This window comes from Paenibacillus sp. FSL R5-0928 (assembly GCF_037970385.1).
In the GTDB taxonomy this organism is placed as follows: domain Bacteria; phylum Bacillota; class Bacilli; order Paenibacillales; family Paenibacillaceae; genus Paenibacillus_AQ; species Paenibacillus_AQ odorifer.
Window position 1 is genome coordinate 4,954,399 of sequence record NZ_CP150225.1, and the last position, 17,742, is coordinate 4,972,140.

The 17,742-nt window shown below is 42.4% G+C and carries 13 protein-coding genes; 1 reads left to right on the forward strand and 12 read right to left on the reverse strand.

Features of this window, described 5'->3' with window-relative positions:
* Positions 1–17: 17 nt before the first annotated feature.
* The 3 genes from MKZ16_RS22415 to MKZ16_RS22425 are packed head-to-tail and all read right to left on the reverse strand — an operon-like array spanning position 18 to position 3,871.
* The gene (locus MKZ16_RS22415; protein WP_076104415.1) at positions 18–1,733 is read right to left on the reverse strand and encodes an ABC transporter ATP-binding protein; all 1,716 of its coding nucleotides are present in this window, start codon (positions 1,731–1,733) and stop codon (positions 18–20) included.
* A gap of 42 nt (positions 1,734–1,775) precedes the next feature.
* The gene (locus MKZ16_RS22420; RefSeq protein WP_036676084.1) at positions 1,776–2,813 is read right to left on the reverse strand and encodes an iron ABC transporter permease; all 1,038 of its coding nucleotides are present in this window, start codon (positions 2,811–2,813) and stop codon (positions 1,776–1,778) included.
* On the reverse strand, positions 2,813–3,871 hold the full coding sequence (locus MKZ16_RS22425) for an iron ABC transporter permease (protein ID WP_036676077.1): 1,059 nt from the start codon (positions 3,869–3,871) through the stop codon (positions 2,813–2,815). Before MKZ16_RS22425 ends, MKZ16_RS22420 begins: the two co-directional genes overlap by 1 nt.
* 213 nt (positions 3,872–4,084) lie before the next feature.
* Here MKZ16_RS22425 and MKZ16_RS22430 point away from each other — a divergent pair, with 213 nt between their 5' ends.
* Complete coding sequence (locus MKZ16_RS22430) at positions 4,085–5,092, forward strand: ABC transporter substrate-binding protein (RefSeq protein ID WP_036676075.1); 1,008 nt, start codon at positions 4,085–4,087, stop codon at positions 5,090–5,092.
* An 88-nt stretch (positions 5,093–5,180) separates the two neighbouring features.
* Here the strand turns inward: MKZ16_RS22430 and MKZ16_RS22435 are convergent, their stop codons facing one another.
* The 9 genes from MKZ16_RS22435 to MKZ16_RS22475 form a co-directional block, all read right to left on the reverse strand.
* Positions 5,181–5,465: a hypothetical protein gene (locus MKZ16_RS22435; RefSeq protein ID WP_179086889.1), complete on the reverse strand. Its 285-nt coding sequence runs from the start codon at positions 5,463–5,465 to the stop codon at positions 5,181–5,183.
* The gene (locus MKZ16_RS22440; RefSeq protein WP_179089998.1) at positions 5,449–7,410 is read right to left on the reverse strand and encodes an ABC transporter permease; all 1,962 of its coding nucleotides are present in this window, start codon (positions 7,408–7,410) and stop codon (positions 5,449–5,451) included. The genes MKZ16_RS22435 and MKZ16_RS22440 overlap by 17 nt, the downstream gene beginning before the upstream one ends.
* A gap of 4 nt (positions 7,411–7,414) precedes the next feature.
* Positions 7,415–8,182 (reverse strand): ABC transporter ATP-binding protein, encoded by a 768-nt coding sequence (locus MKZ16_RS22445; protein ID WP_076104412.1) that lies wholly within the window; start codon positions 8,180–8,182, stop codon positions 7,415–7,417.
* 134 nt (positions 8,183–8,316) lie between these two features.
* Positions 8,317–9,732, reverse strand: coding sequence for an MFS transporter (locus tag MKZ16_RS22450; protein ID WP_076104411.1), 1,416 nt, complete (start codon positions 9,730–9,732; stop codon positions 8,317–8,319).
* Positions 9,733–9,931: 199 nt separating this feature from the next.
* Positions 9,932–10,936 (reverse strand): helix-turn-helix domain-containing protein, encoded by a 1,005-nt coding sequence (locus tag MKZ16_RS22455; protein WP_038572467.1) that lies wholly within the window; start codon positions 10,934–10,936, stop codon positions 9,932–9,934.
* A gap of 166 nt (positions 10,937–11,102) precedes the next feature.
* A complete protein-coding gene (cheB, locus tag MKZ16_RS22460; protein ID WP_076104410.1) occupies positions 11,103–12,206 on the reverse strand; it encodes a chemotaxis-specific protein-glutamate methyltransferase CheB in 1,104 nt (367 codons plus the stop codon).
* A gap of 41 nt (positions 12,207–12,247) precedes the next feature.
* Entirely contained in the window at positions 12,248–13,846 is a 1,599-nt protein-coding gene (locus tag MKZ16_RS22465) for a methyl-accepting chemotaxis protein (RefSeq protein ID WP_076104409.1), read from the reverse strand.
* Between the two features lie 208 nt (positions 13,847–14,054).
* Positions 14,055–14,717: a response regulator transcription factor gene (locus tag MKZ16_RS22470; protein ID WP_076104408.1), complete on the reverse strand. Its 663-nt coding sequence runs from the start codon at positions 14,715–14,717 to the stop codon at positions 14,055–14,057.
* Between the two features lie 37 nt (positions 14,718–14,754).
* Positions 14,755–17,685: a PAS domain S-box protein gene (locus MKZ16_RS22475; protein ID WP_076104407.1), complete on the reverse strand. Its 2,931-nt coding sequence runs from the start codon at positions 17,683–17,685 to the stop codon at positions 14,755–14,757.
* Between the last annotated feature and the right edge of the window lie 57 nt (positions 17,686–17,742).

The following is a 17,742-nucleotide window of genomic DNA, read 5'->3' on the forward strand; positions in this document are numbered from 1 at the left end:
GTGATCCCTTCAGCTACTTAAGCTCCAAACTGCGCTTCATGCAATCGGCTGTATATTCCGGCAGTCTGCAGCAGTTCCTCATGCTTACCTTGTTCTGCGATGCCGCCTTCCGCAACGACAACAATACGGTCCGCATTTCTGATCGTTGCAAGGCGATGAGCAATAACAAGTGTTGTGCGTCCTTCAGACAACTCGGCGAGGGCCTCTTGTATAGCGGACTCCGTTTCAGTATCCAATGCAGAGGTTGCTTCGTCCAAAATGAGAATCGTCGGATTCTTCAAGAACATCCGGGCGATGGACAACCTCTGCTTCTGGCCGCCAGAAAGCTTGACGCCTCTCTCACCGATCATTGTATCCAGCCCGGCAGGCTGAGATTTGATCAGTTCTTCCAGCTGAGCGCGTCCCGCAGCCTCCCAGATTTCTTCATCGGAAGCTCCCAATCTGCCGTAAGCAATGTTCTCACGGATGGTTCCGTCAAACAGGAATACATCTTGTTGTACAATCCCGATATGGGAACGAAGTGATTCTAACGTCATGGAGCGAATATCTATTCCATCAATAGAGATGTTGCCTTCGCTTACATCGTAAAAGCGTGGCAGCAAGCTGCAAAGTGTCGTCTTACCAGCACCGGATGGACCCACAAGTGCAACCGTCTCTCCTGCCGAAATCGATAAGTTCACATTGGTTAGTACCTTTTCTTTATCACTATAAGCAAAAGCTACATCCTGGAAGGTTATATTCCCTGACAGATGAGACACTGGCTTAGCGTCTTTTGCGTCATCAACATCTGGCTCCGTCTCCAGCAGTTCAAGATAACGTTTGAAACCAGCGATCCCTTTAGGATAGGTCTCAATGACCGAGTTAATCTGTTGCAAAGGTCCTAAGAAGACATTAGACAACATCACAAAAGCAATAAATTCACCGTAAGTCATTTGCTTCTGGATTACAAAATAGGTTCCGCACACGAGTACGAATAATGAGACCAGTTTCATAAGCACAAAGCTAAAGGATGAATTCCAAGCCATAATTCGATAGGTCATAAGCTTCGTAATACGGAAGCGTTCGTTATTAACTGCAAAACGGGAAATTTCATGATTCTCATTAGCAAAAGCTTGCACAACACGGATCCCACTTACATTGTTTTCTACGCGTGCGTTATAGTCAGCAATGTCCGCGAACATGATGTGGAACGCTTTGGACATTTTGCGACTGAAGTACATGGATAAATAAATCATCAGCGGGACAATTACAAAGGTTAGAATAGCTAATTGCCAATTGATGCTAAGCATGATACCGAATACACCAAGCAGCGTCATCACTGCTATGAATAAATCTTCAGGACCATGGTGGGCAATCTCACCGATGTCCATCAGATCATTTGTCATCCGCGAGACCAAATGGCCTGTTTTGTTATTATCGAAGAAGTTGAAAGAGAGCTTCTGCACACGATCAAATAGCTTTTTTCTCATATCCGACTCGATATTGATCCCCAGCTTATGCCCCCAATAAGTAACGACAAAATGCATAAAGGCGCTGACGATATATATCCCCAGCAAACCGAGGCAAGAATAGAGAATCCATTTCCAATTCCCACTTGGCAGCATATCATCCACTACCCGGTTAACCGCCAGTGGGAAGACTAGTTCCAGCAGTGCAGCAGCAATAGCACAGGAGAAATCAAGAATAAACAATCCCTTATAGGGTCTATAGTAAGCAAAAAAACGACGCAACATTGTAAAAATTCGCTCCTTCCGGTGATTGACCATCCTCTTTCATCAAGATTTAGTACGGGCTAGCAAATACAAGAAGTATGGCGCTCCAATTACAGCAACAACAATTCCAGTGGGGATCTCAGATGGCTGTAAGATCCAGCGCCCAATGGTATCCGCTATAATGACTAGCAGTGAGCCGAGCAGCGCTGAGGTTGGCAGCATGAGCTGATGTTTGGGTCCAACTAGTCGTCTCGCCAAATGGGGGCCGACAAGGCCGACAAAGCCAATCCCACCACTCACAGCAACACTTGCCGCAGCTAGACCAACCGCAGCCGCAAGAAGCCGGAATTGTTCTTTCGTTACAGCAGCCCCAAGTCCTACAGCTGTCTGTTCACCCAAATTAAGGACGTTCATTACCCTTGCTTTATAGATGACATACGGCACGAGAATTACGATCCACGGTAGTAAAGAAAGTACAAACTTCCAGCTTGTGCCCCAAATACTTCCCGCAAGCCAAGTAGCCACAAACTGATACTTCTCCGGATCCAGCCGAAGAGTCAGCACGATCATCGCTGCACTCATTCCAGCTGCAACCGCTACACCGGTCAGCAACAGTCGCATGGGTTTTATTCCTTCATGCCGTTTATAAGCTAAGACATAGATCAAGGCAGCAGTAATTCCCGCACCAACAAACGCCACCATAGGCAGCAGATACACCGGAGCCGCGGTTGCCGTCGGATAAAAAGATATTAACAGCATAACCATAATTCCTGCACCAGCGTTAATCCCTAAGATGCCGGGGTCGGCCAAAGCATTACGAAAGACGCCCTGCATCACAGCTCCGGATACAGCCAAACCTGCGCCTATCAGAACGGAGATCACAATACGCGGTAGCCGAAATTGAAACAAGATTAACTCTTGCTTATCCGTCCCTTTACCGAATAACGTATTAAGCAGCTCCATAGGTGTCAAACGTATGTATCCTGTATTCATACTAATAATAAAAGCAATAACAATCAGTACAGCTAAAATAATCATTATAACTAAGCCACGTTTATTTTTGGCGGCTTGGAAGGAATCGAATGAAGTTTTCTCTATCATTACAGTTCCCTCCTTTCTTTACGTGCAAGATAAAGGAAGAAAGGTACACCGATCAGTGCAATAATTGCTCCAAGCGGCGTTTCATTAGGGGGATTAATCATCCGTGCTGTTAAATCTGCAAATACTGCAAGCAGACTGCCAAGAATAGCTGAACATGGAATGATCCATCTGTAATCCACACCTACAAAAAAACGGGTCAAATGGGGAATAATTAGTCCAATGAACCCAACGGCTCCTACTACTGCAACTGATGATCCAGCCAGAATCAATACGATTAAAGTCCCTGCCAGCTTAACAAGCCCTGTGCGCTGGCCTAGCCCTTTAGCAACATCGTCACCTAGGCTGAGCATTGTAATCGATCGGGATATTACCATAGCCCCAATTAACGCTGCTCCTATCCAAGGGAACATGACTTTAAGCTGAATCCATTTCGTCCCAGCCACGCCTCCCGCATACCAGAAAGCCAAATCTTGCCCAATGTGAAAATATAAAGCTACCCCTTCACTCAGCGCTGACAGCAGTGCACTAAAAGCAGCACCTGCCAGCACCAGACGAGCAGGAGTCAGCCCTCCCTTGGCCAATGATCCGACCCCATACACAACCCCAGCCCCTACTCCGGCACCAATGAAGGAATATAGGATTAAATACATAAACGATAGATTCGGGAAAAATGCAAAACAAAGCGCCAGCGCAAATCCTGCGCCTGAGTTGATGCCCATCAAACCTGAATCTGCGAGTGGATTTCGGGTCATTCCCTGCATAATGGCACCCGCAACTGCAAAGCTGGCCCCTATCATTGCCCCGCCAAGTACACGGGGTAATCGTAATTCTCTAATAATCTGATGATCCATGATCTCCGGATCAAAGTGAAACACAGCTGCCCACACCACAGAAAGTTTAATATCAGCCGCTCCAAAGGAGACTGAAACAGCGATACCTAGTGCTAATAGTACCAGACCGCCAACCAAGATTAACGTGGCAGCCCAAGGACGTGAACGGAACTCTTGTATGGCTGACCCTTTATTAGGTCTAATCTTGGAAGATATCTGTTGATTCATGAATGCCACCCTATTTCTATGAAATTGATTCTCATTATCACTATGCTATTGTAAATGAGCCTTCCTAGGTTTGGCAATAGATAGATTTAATAGGAGGCATTTATTTTATTGCATTGACAGGAATTCTAGGATTTGATAAAGTTCAAATTGAAAATAATAATGATAATGATTCTCATTATTATTTGTTGGTACACATATATAGGGAGGTTTATCATGCTAAAAAGAAAGACCCTCTTCCCCATCCTGGCACTCATAATGTTATTGTCTGTATTTGTGACAGCTTGCGGGGGAACAAACAATGCTTCATCTAATAAACCAACAGAAACAACAGAAGCAACTACAGCACCGAGCACAGAGCCAACGACTGCTCCTGAGGCTTCAGCTGCTGAAATGCGTAGCTATGAAACCACTAAAGGTACTGTGCAAATACCTGTAAAACCACAGCGGATTATTACAGATTATTATGGTGGGGAGTTGCTCTCCGTAGGAGCAAATGTTGTAGGTGTCGAACCTAGTACCTTTGATAATCCCTTCTTGAAAGACCTGCTCACAAACACACAAGATGTCGGTGCTCCAGTCAACGCCGAGAAAGCTCTGGAACTTACACCTGATCTAATCGTCGTTATGTACGATGATAACTACGATGCTTTATCCAAAATTGCTCCAACCATTCATATTCCATACGGAACTGCTACAAATATCTATGAAACTGTTAAACTGTTCGGTGACATTGTAGGTGTGCCTGACAAAGCTGAACAATTTATTGCTGACTTTGAGAAAAAGGCTGCTGAAGGCCGCGAGAAGCTTAAAGGTGTCGTAAATGAAAATGATACTTTTGGAATCTATGAGCTGACTGATAAAGGTGAGCTATGGACCTTCGGAAATAATGCTGGCCGGGGTGGACAAGCCCTTTATAACGCACTTAAGCTAAAAATGCCTACTAAGAACAGCAATGACAACCAAACGTTGCAGCTGTCCATGGAGCTATTGCCAGAATATGCAGCTGACTACATGTTCCTCACCACTTATGATCCTGACAAAAAAGGAGATAAGCTGAAAGAACTGAAGGAATCTCCAGTTTGGAACGGACTTGATGCTGCGAAGAACGATCATCTATTCTACAATGATTTTGATACCTACTACCGCTATGATCCGATTGCGATTACCGCACAGATTGATCTGTTCGTAGATATGATTCTTGAACGCAACGGTAAGAAATAAACATAGGCACATACAAAAACACCCTACTTAAGGCACTGTCTAAAGTGGGGTGTTTGGCTATACATAATAAGCTTCTGTTAAATTTATATCATCTAGTATATTCATTATACTCATCGGTGTTATTTATTTTTTTGTACATATACTCATCATTTTTAAGCTTATAGAGCTGCCCCATCCCCGCAAATACGAAAAACAGCACCAAAATTAATCCATACGCATAGGTGAATTCACCAATATAAAAGCAAGTGACTATCGCAACAAGGGTCAAGATCATTAATGCGACTGCAATTCTGGAAAAAATCTTTTTCAAATGGAATCCCCCCACGTTTTGTGCACCAATATTATCATATTTGGGATTAAATTGAAATCTCATTTTTTTCTATTAAGGGAATATCGAGTAGCTTAATATGTGCCAGCATATTGTGAGTGTATATTTTGGTGTATATACGATAAAAAAGGACTTGAAATAAAAGATATGCTCCGCCCACCAACAAACAAAACCACATCGGCTCCAGAGCTGTAGACATTTCAACCCTGGAAGAACTGACAACATAAAAAGAAGACAATGCAATACCTAATGCATAAGGGAGAAAAAACAGCACTTTTAAAGGGCCGCCTATAATACGAGCCACGTCCTTAGTAGTAATTCCAATCTTGTTCAGCTTCCTGAATTTGATCCGCTCACGCTCTAAATCGGTCTGAATACTGAAATGCAGCACTATCCCGGAGGCGCCGAAAAATATTAAACCAACAAATGAAATTACGAAGATTCCAAATCGGCCAGACTCCTGTAACTGTAGATAGTCACTTATTCTAGACTTCGTAGAAAATACGAGGGCCTCTTGCCGCTCATTGCCATACCAGGACTCTGTATTGTCTTTGTTATATTTGGCTAAAGCGGCATTTAACTTAGCATCTATATCCGCAGTTTTTTTCCAATCCTTAAAATTCAGGAGCTGAAGGATACCGATCGCTTTTTTATTTTCCGCTTTCAGCGCCATATAATCCTCTTCGTTTACAATGATATGAAGACCATTCATTAAATTCGGCACAGGGTTAAATACCATGTTAAATAGGATACCTTGTGAATACAGCGTATGCTTCCCGGAAGCAAGCGTCAGGTCAAAGGTGGGCATTTCCGGTCTTTGATTCTTCCACTCTTCTCCTTGTGCAACTGTGGCCAGATTTAGAAAGTGATCTTTCTCCACATGATAATCAGAGCCGATTAATGCGTTTATATTCTGGTCCAGAAATATTTTAAAATTAAACAAGTCGATATACTCCAGCTTTTGGTGTGAAAGCAGCGGCGTAGCGCCATGATCCGTGATCTCACTTAGTATTTTTGGTGAGATGCTATTTTTTCCGAATACTTCTGAATAGGCAATATCATATGGATTGTTTGCAACCGGAATTTCCTCAGCATTCCAGGTCAAATAAAAAATAATCCCGCTTAGAGAAATCGTGATGAAGACGAGAAAGGTGATGAGAGAAAGCACTACTTTGGAGCGACCAAGGGTATAGATCAAATTGGAACTAAACAGCAGGTGCTTGTGATATGCTCTGCTTGATCGCGATATAAAAAGTTTCATCCAGTCCCCAAGTCCTGACAGCAGCAAATAAACGCCCAACATACTAATTCCCAGATTTATTAACATCATGCGAGCATCGGAAGGGTTGTAATGAGTGAGCATATTATAAACGGAGATTCCCAACAGTAAAACTCCGATGACTCCGGTGATTTTCCCATGAATCAGGTTGCGTTCTGCGGTTCTGGATTCTTTTAAAAGACGTAAAATGCTGTATCTCAAAGTGAATAGCAAATTGATTGCAATCACAACTATGTAAATCACCGCGAAGAATTTAATGGTATACAGATAACTATCCAGCGTCAGTATAAAAGCACTGTCCCCAATATTAACTAACAGCGAAACAATGAAGAAAAAAATACCGGAGAAAACCGTCCCTGCACCTAAACCAGTGAGAATCGAGGCTAAAGCGATCATGCTATTCTCGAACAAAATGATTTTGCGGATATTGTGGCTTGTCATTCCAAGTACCATTAATAGCCCAAAGTCGCTTTTTCTGAATTTCAAAAAGGCCATCTGCGCATATACAATAAACAGAACAGCAAACACTCTTATCACCAAAAAAGGAGCATATAAATTACCTGACACCATCCCATTCACTTGATAAGGGTCATTAAAATCAGGATTACTGTACAGCGAATAAAATGTAAAAAAGATCATGACTGTAAAGCTGCTGCATAAGAAAAACAACAAATATCTTCTAAGATTCGCCTTAAATATCTGAAATGCCATTCTCCTAAAGGTCATCTTCTCCCCCTCCAATAAAGGCCAGGTTCTCCAGAATCAGATCAAAAAATGCTCTGCGCTCTTTATTCTCTCTAGCAATCTCTAGTAGAGCCTTCCCATCTTTGATAAAAAGCACGCGATTACAATAGCTGGCCGCAAAAGGATCATGTGTGACCATCACTATCGTTGCTCCTTTTAGAGTGTTGAGCTTGTCGAAGGTCTTCATCACCGTACTCGAGGATTTAGAATCCAAATTCCCTGTCGGCTCGTCCGCAAAAATCACATCTGGATGATTAATAATCGCCCTGCTGATCGCCGTCCGCTGCTGTTGCCCCCCTGAAACCATATAAGGATATTTGTCCTTCACCTCATCCAGATCAAATAGCGATAACGTCTCATCTGTCTTGGCATTGATATCTTCTACCTCTTGATCATCCAGCACCATGGGCACCATGATATTTTCCCGTAGGGTCAGACTATCCAGCAGATTGTAATCCTGAAAAACGAATCCCATACGCTGCCGGCGAAAAAGCGCAAGCTCGTTCTTGGACATCTCATTTATACTAGTCTCTGCAATTCTTACAACCCCACTATACTCCGTGTCGATTCCGCTTAGTATATTTAAAAGTGTCGTTTTTCCGCTCCCCGAGGGTCCCATAATCGCCACAAACTCGCCGCTATCCACACTAAGACTAATCCCGTTCAGCGCTCGATACCGATTCGTTTTGCCTTTTCCTTTGTATTCTTTTGAGAGATTCTCTACTTGCAGTATGGACATCCTAGCACCTTCTCATTGATAGGTTTGGATTGAGTTACATTAAATGGAATTCAATCACTCGGTATTACTATAAAGCTAAGAAGGGCGTTCGTTTGTTAGATTGCTCACAGCGCAAAAAAAGCAGGATACCTCCTCTATAATTTCCGCTCCCGCAAAAAACAAAGGCAAAGAAAACCAGTAAAAGCAAGTCCTCCGATTGCTGCTAATGAGAAGGAAAACGCCCTTACATAATCCGCCAGATCTGCTTCCAAAAGAGAATGCTTTAGCGAAGCGGAGAATAAAATACCGATTAACGCCACTCCTAACGAATTCGCAAAATACATAAAGGTAGTGATCAAGCCTGAACCCGTGCCCGTGATCTTTGTGGGTACTGAACTAAGCGTGACGTTAACTAGGGGCGTAGTAGCCATTCCGAGACCGAAACCATATATCAATAATATTAGGATATTACGAGGGTCCAGCAGATGCGTAACGTCCACATTTAGCTCTAACATAAGCAGCAGGCTACAGCTACCCATCATCAGCGCTCCTATCTTAAGAACACTCATCCCCCATCTTTTGACCATTCGAGACGAGATTAAGGAAGTCAGAAAAAAGCCTATCCCTATAGGCAAGAAAACCATACTCGTATCTTGAACACTATAGTGCAAACCAAATTGCATATAATAGCTCAAAATAAAAAAGAAAGAGAACATACTTAGATAAAGGACAAGAACGGTTGCCAGACCAGCGCTAAATGTTCGATCTCTGAAAATAGACAGATCGACTAACGGTAACGCCCCCTGCTTTCCCTTTCGATTTTCAACCCAGATAAAAGTAAACAACACGAAAAGAGCTAAAATTAGACAGCCAAAAATCCACAACGGCCACCCTTGTTTTTGTCCCTCTGACAACGGATAGATCAGCAGGAACAAACCGATCAGCAGAAGGAAGCTTCCAGTCCAATCAATACTGTGCGCCTGCTCAGCCCGTGTTTCAGGTACAATCGGCATTAACAGCAGGACGAGAAGTCCAAATGGCACATTGAAAAAAAACACCGTCCGCCAACCGAGATCGAACGGATTCCAATTCACAATAGTGCCTCCGAGGATGAATCCGAATGCAAATCCAAAACCAATCATGGCGCCGTAAATGCCGAAAACAAGCCCTTTTTCCTTTGGCAGAAAGCTGACCTGCAGCGTAGATAGAACCTGAGGTTGAATAAGCGCCGCAGCCAATCCCTGCACAATCCGAATAACAATCAGAAGAGCCGGATCTGAGGTCAATCCGCCCAATACTGCCATGACCGTAAACCCGCTCACCCCGATCAGCAACATCCGTTTCCTGCCGTATATATCTCCAAGCTTTCCACTAATAATCAACGCCACAGCTAATCCTAGCGAAAATCCGGTAACGATAAGCTGTGCTTCCGAAAAGCTTGCGTTCAAGCTATATTGCATAGATGGAAGCGCAACTTGAATCATATAAGTATTTAATGAAATAAGTAATGTTGGCAGTAAAATAACCCCCAGCGCATACCACCGGCGCGAATCTACTTGTTGTTGTTCCATTGTATAACCACCTTTTTATCTGCAATCTATGTAATTATTATCATTTAGAGTGGTCTTTTTCTCTACCTGTTAAGGGAGGTGCACTCCTTGATAAGGGAGCAAACACAAAAAAACCTCAAGCAGACAGAAAATAACGTTCGATTCCGAACCCTATGTTCTAACACTTGAAGCTTTAAGCTTTCTGCATTTACAAATCTTCCTACAGCCTGTTTCGTTCCAAACTCTGTTGTTCGATACGTTTTAAGTATTCGCTTGGATTGCAGCCATAATGCTTACGAAAGGTCGTCGTGAAATTGCTGACATTGCTATATCCGACCGAAACAGCTGTTTTCCCTATATTCAAACCTTCAACCTCCATATACCAGAGCGCTTTCTCCATCCTTTTTATACGTACTAGCTCGAAGATCGTCATGCCAAATAATTCGCGGAAGCCTTTTTTTAGCTTGAATTCGTTGATACCTACCCGCTTAGCCAACTCACGTATAGATAACGGTTGTTCGAAATGGATTTGCACCAATTCATGTACCCGCTTCAGATTAGTAATATCATCATGCCGCAGTGTCATACTATCGCTAATAGAACCGTAACCATCAGACTCACCAAACAAAGCAATAAATTCAAGGGCTTTGCTCTCCATATATAAACGTCTCAATGTTCCATGATAGGTACAGTGGATTATTTCGGAGACACATTTTCGGATTGCCGCAGTATCTGGATAACGATCAATATTGCCACGATGATGTCTAAGCCAGGTTTCCATTTGCTGTGTCTCCGATAAATCTCCGGCGTAATTCAGCAGTTCACTAGGAGCTAACCGTATTTCCAGCAATTGATTGGGGACACCTGCTTTTTTCTCTTCATACACCTGAACATCCTCTAGAAAAAGGACATTGCCCATTTGTTTATCCGTGTAACTTTCCTTGCCGTTCCATTCGCAATAGATTTCTCCGCTTAGATTATAGCTTAGTTCAAACAACGGACAAGCTTCTTGAATGTAGAGCTTCATATCTTGTTCGTAAGTTATGTCCGTATACATAATCTCCATACCTGGACGAATCCGTGTACGGGTGACAGTTCCCTTACCAATATGTGAAGGGATAGTAAGCCGTTGTTCCCATTGGTTATGCTCAACATGCCCCTCTATCCGTTCTGTAAATTGATCAAAAAGATCATGAATTTCCATATTCAATATATTTAAAGTCATCGCAAACCTCTCCTTCTTCGCTCCTTGTATACGATGAGTTACATAATCTCTACTCTAGCTCCGTAAATGATAATTGTTATCACTTGAAAGTGTCAACCTGAAATACAAAAAAAGCATTGGTGGATTTTATCCTGCCAACGCTTTTTTTATAGTAAAATAAGACCGTTCAAACTGATGGAAATGTGTCCCTTCGGTATCTCAGCTCCCCCGTAACCTCCATAATCTTCGAGGCTAACAAATGCGAGGGCAGCTCGTAATCCACACAACCCAGCTTCGCCGCTGCTTCAGGCATTTCACTTTCAATAGAAGTTTCTTGCGATTCTACAAGCGTTGATTGGGCACCAGCATGTTTGGCAGCTAGCATCCCTTTAGCGCCATCATTTCCCATTCCGGTCATTAGGATTAAATGCTGCTGTAGACCAGTTAATGCAGATATAGACTCAAACAAGACATCGACCGAAGGACAGTGCCCATTCACTGCAGGCTTTTTCATAAGTTTTATTCTGAGATCTTGCCCCTCCTGAATGATGGTCATATGAGAATTACCTGGAGCGATATAGACGGTTCCCCCGAGCACCGATTGCTTGTCCTTGGCTTCCACCACCCGTACACTTGAGAACCGATTCAGTCGTTCCGCCAATGCTTTTGTGTACTTAGGCGGCATATGTTGCACAATTAGCAGGGGATACGGGAAGCTCGCTGGAAGTGAGGTAATTAAGATTTCTAATGCCTTCGGCCCTCCTACTCCACATCCAATTCCCACGATCTGCTCAATGACTTCTGTACATCCACTCTTATCGTTTTTTTGTTTCTCTTGTCGAGCCTTCACTTTGGAGATGTTTATATTGTTAAGAATAAGAGTTCTTAAAGGAATTTCAGCGGCTTTCTTAATTTTGAATAATAACTCATCTTTTATGCTGTATAGACCAGGTCCATAAGATTGAGCTGGCTTGGAGATGAAATCCACTGCACCATTTTGTAGAGCAGTAATGGTTGCAGTTATACCTTCCTTTGTAGCTGAGCTCAGGATAAGTATAGGTGTTGGCCGCTGTGACATTATGCTTGTGAGTGCTACCAAACCGTTCAATTCCGGCATTTCTATATCTATAGCCACGACATCGGGCCTGAGTTTTTGAACCATGCTGATCGCTTCGGATGCATTTCGTGCTACTCCAATGACCTCGAGGGTTGAATCCTCCGAAATTAGGTTCGAGATCTGTTTACGCATGGTTACTGAAGCAGCTACAACGAGCACCTTTATTTTTTGCACTACTTCTCCTCTCCTATCAATGATAATACCCCTGACACTGTTTATTTAACTTTAAAAATTGATACCAGACTATTTAACTCTTCTGCTAGCTGAGCCAAAGCATTGGCCGTCGTTGCCGTTTCACTGCTGCTTGCCGCCATTTCTTCAGTTGCGGCGGATATGCTCTCAATTGAGAACATCACCTCAGACGATTGTGCAGCCTGTTCTTCACTGGCAGCCGCAATTTCTGTTACTTTATGAGCGGTATCGTTCACCATCGTAAGGATATGTTCAAAGGCTTCTCCATTTTTTTGTGAAAAAGCTACTCCTTCTACTACGGCATTTACACTGTGCTGCGTATTCTTCTGCATTTCTTTGATAATGCCCGTGATTTGTTTCGTAGCCCCACTGCTCCGCTCAGCTAACTTTCTTACTTCATTCGCAACAACGGCAAAACCTCGACCTTGTTCACCTGCGCGGGCCGCTTCTATCGCTGCGTTCAGGGCTAGCAGATTTGTCTGTTGGGCAATATCTTCAATCACCGCAATAATCTCACCAATCTTATCGGAATCTTCCGCAAGTCTAGACATTTGAGTATCCAGTACTGCCATTCCTTGTACGGAGTTCTTAACCACGATCCCTCCATCTTGAGCGATACGCATCGTTTGATCTGACAGCTCAGAGGCCTGTTCAGCACTCTGGGCTACTGAATTAATCGCCGCAGATAATTCTCGGAACAACTCATTCATCGTTTGCGCTGCACTAGCTTGACTCATACTTCCACTAGCTACTTCCTCTGTACTTGCTGAGATTTGCTGCGCAGCAGCTGAGACACTTTCCGCAGAAGACGAAATGCCGCTCACAGTACGTCTTAGGTTCAGAACCATCTCATTAACGGAAAGAGCTAGCATTCCAATCTCGTCCTTGGATTCCAGATTCGACGTTTCGCTTAAATCACCGTTTGCCACTTTACCTAGCAAGCGCATTACTTGATTTAGAGGCCGTGCTATGATCTGCGATATTAGAAGACCCAGACCAATACTGATGAGCAGCGCAACAATAGTAACGCTAAACGTAATCAAACGAGAGGACTGATAGAGTTCATTGGCGCTAACAATCGAACCTTGAGCCTGCTTCATATTGATGTCTATTAAATTTTGCAGAAAGTCAGTCAGCTCTGTTGTAGCTGTTTGCAAATCACTTACAAGCAAAAAATTTGTATATTTCTCATTACTAATATTTGTATTATTTAATTCAATAGCCTCATCCAGGCTTGTGATATACCGTTTCCAGATCTCAGGATAATCCTTCATTATGGCTAATTCTTCAGCTCTCAACGCAGTCTTGCTATATTTACCCATGATCTCTTCAATACTTTGAACGTTCTTATGTATTTTATCTTCGTATTCTTTCTTTTCTGCCACTGTTTTAGCCATCGTGTTTATGTCACGGATATTGATTCTATTTGTTAAAAATAGTTCATTCGCTTCTCCTAAATAAGCTATAGGTGTTAAGCGGTTTTCGTACATGTCCACGATAGACCGGTCCAACTTACTCAAATTCGTAATTCCATAGAATCCTACAAAGCACAATATTGCGGATACTAACAGAAATGCGGAGATTAACTTCACTGCTGTTCTTAAATTATAAAACCACTTCATTTTCCTCAGCCCCTCATTGGCGTTAGTCATTTTTTAGTAATTCTTAGGAACTATTTCATCATATACGGTAAGCAGATTAAGGTAACCGAAAAAAAATAGCGCGACCACGCAAAAATATTGCGTCATCCCGCAAAAAAAGCGCAGACCAAAAAATCCCGCCTCACAGAACCGTGAACGGGATTTTGATCTATTTGTTTGTTACGAATTTTCATAGTGAATTGTTGAAATCGGACTCCTTCAATATGCCCAGACGTTTAGCTTTTATTGCCGCTTCAATTCTCGATTTCACATTTAGCTTTTGGAACAGACTCGTTAAACTGTATTCCAGCGATCGTTGACTCATAAGTACAATCTCTGCTATTTCTTTGTTGCTTTTTCCTTTTGCAATCTCTGTCAGCATTTCATGCTCTTTTTTACTGATCTTCGGATTTGCTTGGTCAACATTAATCTCCATTCCTTTAGGTGATACTTTTCTTAACTGTTTAACTAGGGCATGAGGCAAAATGACATCTCCCCTTAAAGCACAACGCACTGCTGCAACCAACTGCTCTCTATTGGTCGTTTTTGAAATAAATCCAAACAAACCCGATTCGATCATCAAGTTAAATTTGTTAGTAATTTCGTATCCGGTGTAGATTAAGATAATCGCATCTGCGCTTATATTTAAGACTTCCTTCGCCAAATCAATCCCATTTCCATCAGCGATATGAAGATCAAATAACATTACGTCAAACGTATGGCTACCCACCATGTTAAGCGCCTCATGGGCTGAATTGGCTAGGGTAACCTCCATATCTCCCTCTTGTTCCAGTATCATCTTAGTCCCTTCCATGACAGAGGGATGGTCGTCCACTAACAAAATTTGAATCATGCCTAATACACCCCTATCCCCTTATTATGCCCCATGATTAATCTGCAGGTATGGATATAAAGACAGCTAATCCCTTATTCTCTGGCGAAAGAAATCGTATGGTCCCATCCATACTGCGAACCCTTTCTTTCATCCCATAAATCCCCATACTCTTAATAGAATCCTCTCCTAAAAGGCTCATTCCAATTCCGTTATCTTCATAATCCAAAAGCACCTGTTGCCCTTCACTAGCTAAGGAGATACGTACTTCTGTGGCACAGGAATGTTTAGCTGCATTAGCCAAAAGTTCCTGCACAATACGGTACAGACCTATTAGAATCTCGTCTTTTAACTTATGCCTGAAAGCGTTTGACTCAAAATAAATCTGATAGTCGTTCCGCAACTGAGCAAATTCAAACAATGTCTCAAGTGAGGAAGCAAGCCCCTCATTGATTAATGCTGGTGGTCTAAGCTCATTGCAGATAATCCGCAGTTCATAGATAACATCGAGTAAACCTTCTGTGATCTGTTCTAACTGCTCCTTTAGTTCCCCCGTAACGGATTTATCACTTAAAAAATTATCAAGCTTACGATACCAGATGATCTGTTCTTGAAGTGCTGAATCATGTAAATCTTGAGCAAGCCGTTTGCGTTCATTCTCGGATAAATTAAACATAAAGCGTAGTAACCATGTCGGAGCTTGCTCGGAAGCCGCTAACTCAAGGTCCTTAGTTAGATCTTCTATGAGCAAAAAATTATCAAATAACACACTAACATAACGGGTAATCGTCTTCAGCCACACTCGAACAGAACTTATTTCTAATAAAATAGACTTCTCATTAATGGATAGAATATAGCTTTTTCTTCGGAACTCTCCGATCTTAAGTGAATAGCCCTGCTCGGTCTCAATAATCTCGCATATTTTATCATGGTTATCTTCAACTTCAACCATACAAATATTGGTAACCCGCAAGACCTCTCTAACTTCTTTTAGTAATCGTTGTTCCATGTGACTGATCTTCATCGCACCAAACAAATCTTGCGAGAATTGATCAAGACTCATCTGTAAGTTGAAATACCTTTCCTCGCTGTTCCGAATGATCTGCTCTGTAAGCTGTCTTTCCACCTCAATTTTTTTCCGATCACTGATATCCCTAAAGATAGAGATACATGCAACCTTACCCTTATATAGAATTGAGCTAGCTGTTACTTCTACATCGATAATAGATCCATCTGACCGCACGACCTTTTGTTCAATAGGAGCTAATATCCGATTGGGTCCATAATAGATTTCACGCATCCGATCTCTAGCCAGCGTTATATAGTCTGGGTGGGCCCAATTAAAAATAGAGGTGCCAATCAATTGATCCTCACTGCAAACTCCAAACAATCCTAAACAGGAAAAATTCACATAAAGGAATTTATATTCACTATGGAGTACTACCGCTTCAGGTGACATATCAATAAGCAGCCGATTGAGTTCCTCGCTTTCTCTAAGTTCACTCTCCATCTGGACCCTTTTTGTAATGTCTCTCGCTACAATCACAATACTAACTACTTCTCCATCCTCACCAAGAACAGGTGTACCCAAGCATTCCAGATCTATAATGTGACCTTTGATGTGAATAAACCGATTGTAAAACATCTTACATCCTTTTGTCCGAAAAATATCCAAGATCTGTTCCCGCAACACTTCTTGTTCATCAGGATGAATATACTCCAAAATGGTTGTGTTCTTTATTGAACCAACAGGAAGACCAATAATTTTCTCACAAGAGGACGAAGCAATAATGAAGTTCCCTTGCTGATCCAGAACCCCAATCATATCCTCCATATTCTCTGTAATAAGCCTGTACTCCGCCTCTCGCTGAGCCAGCCGCTTTTCCACCTCCACAGATGCAGTGATATCTCTTGCGATAACAAAGGTACCCACAATTTGATTGTTTTCATGTACAGGGATGTTTTTCATCGACCAATGGTTAACTAATCCATTCTCGCGGACAGAAGTAACCGTGTAATGCTGCAGAACTCCGCCAACCGTTTTCTCAAAATAATCAGACATCATATGCGAATTCTCTGCACCAAATAAATTCACAATGGATAAGTTTTCTCCGAATCTATTAAAAGCTTCTCCAGTAATTTGATCTGCCGCTGGATTGATAGCTACAATGCTGCCCTGCAGATCCAATTCACACACGATATCTGGGTTATGGTCAAACAGGGATTTGTAGCGCTGCTCGCTTTTTAATAGAACCTCTTGCATCTGCTTTTTTTCCGTATGGTCGATTAAGATCCCATTGAGCCGTACCACTGCCCCTGTCTCATCCATACTGGGAATGATCCTGACTTGGACCCATCGGAGTTCACCGCTGGCATGGATGATCCGATATTCACTAAGATTGCTTATTCCTTGCCCCACTGTAGTTATAATCTTCTGAATTAAAGGCCGCTCTTCTTTAGGAGCAATTCTTAGCCAAAAGTCATCTTCCTTCGCCTGTTCTGGTGAATATCCCGTGATATTGAAAATGGCATCCGATATGAATAACATTTTCCGTGATACGTAATCGTAAGACCAAATCGCCACATCGATCGTAGCAAACATCTGCTGATACAGAGAAAAGCTACTCTCTAACTGGGCTTGAGCATTTTTTTGTTCCGTGATATCTATGATTACGCCATCTATTCTACAAACCTTATGCTCTTGATTAAAAACGGGCGTGCCTATACTTTGAACCCACTTCAGCGCTTTTGCAGGTAACTGCATACGATACTCAAGATTACATAGGTGACCAGAGTATAATTTATCTATATACGCATCAAACCGTTCAAGATCCTCACTGTACACATATTCACGTAAAAAATTGGGGTTATGCGGTAAAGCATGATCTGAACAGTCCACCCAATTCTCCAAAACATTCGACATTGTCAGCAAATTTGCTTCCATGTCAATAGACCATGAGGTCATATCCTTGTCGCCAAGTGAATGCATATTGAGATTCCCTCCACATAAAAAGCCCCCCCTTTTCGGGGCGGCTTTTTCTTCCTA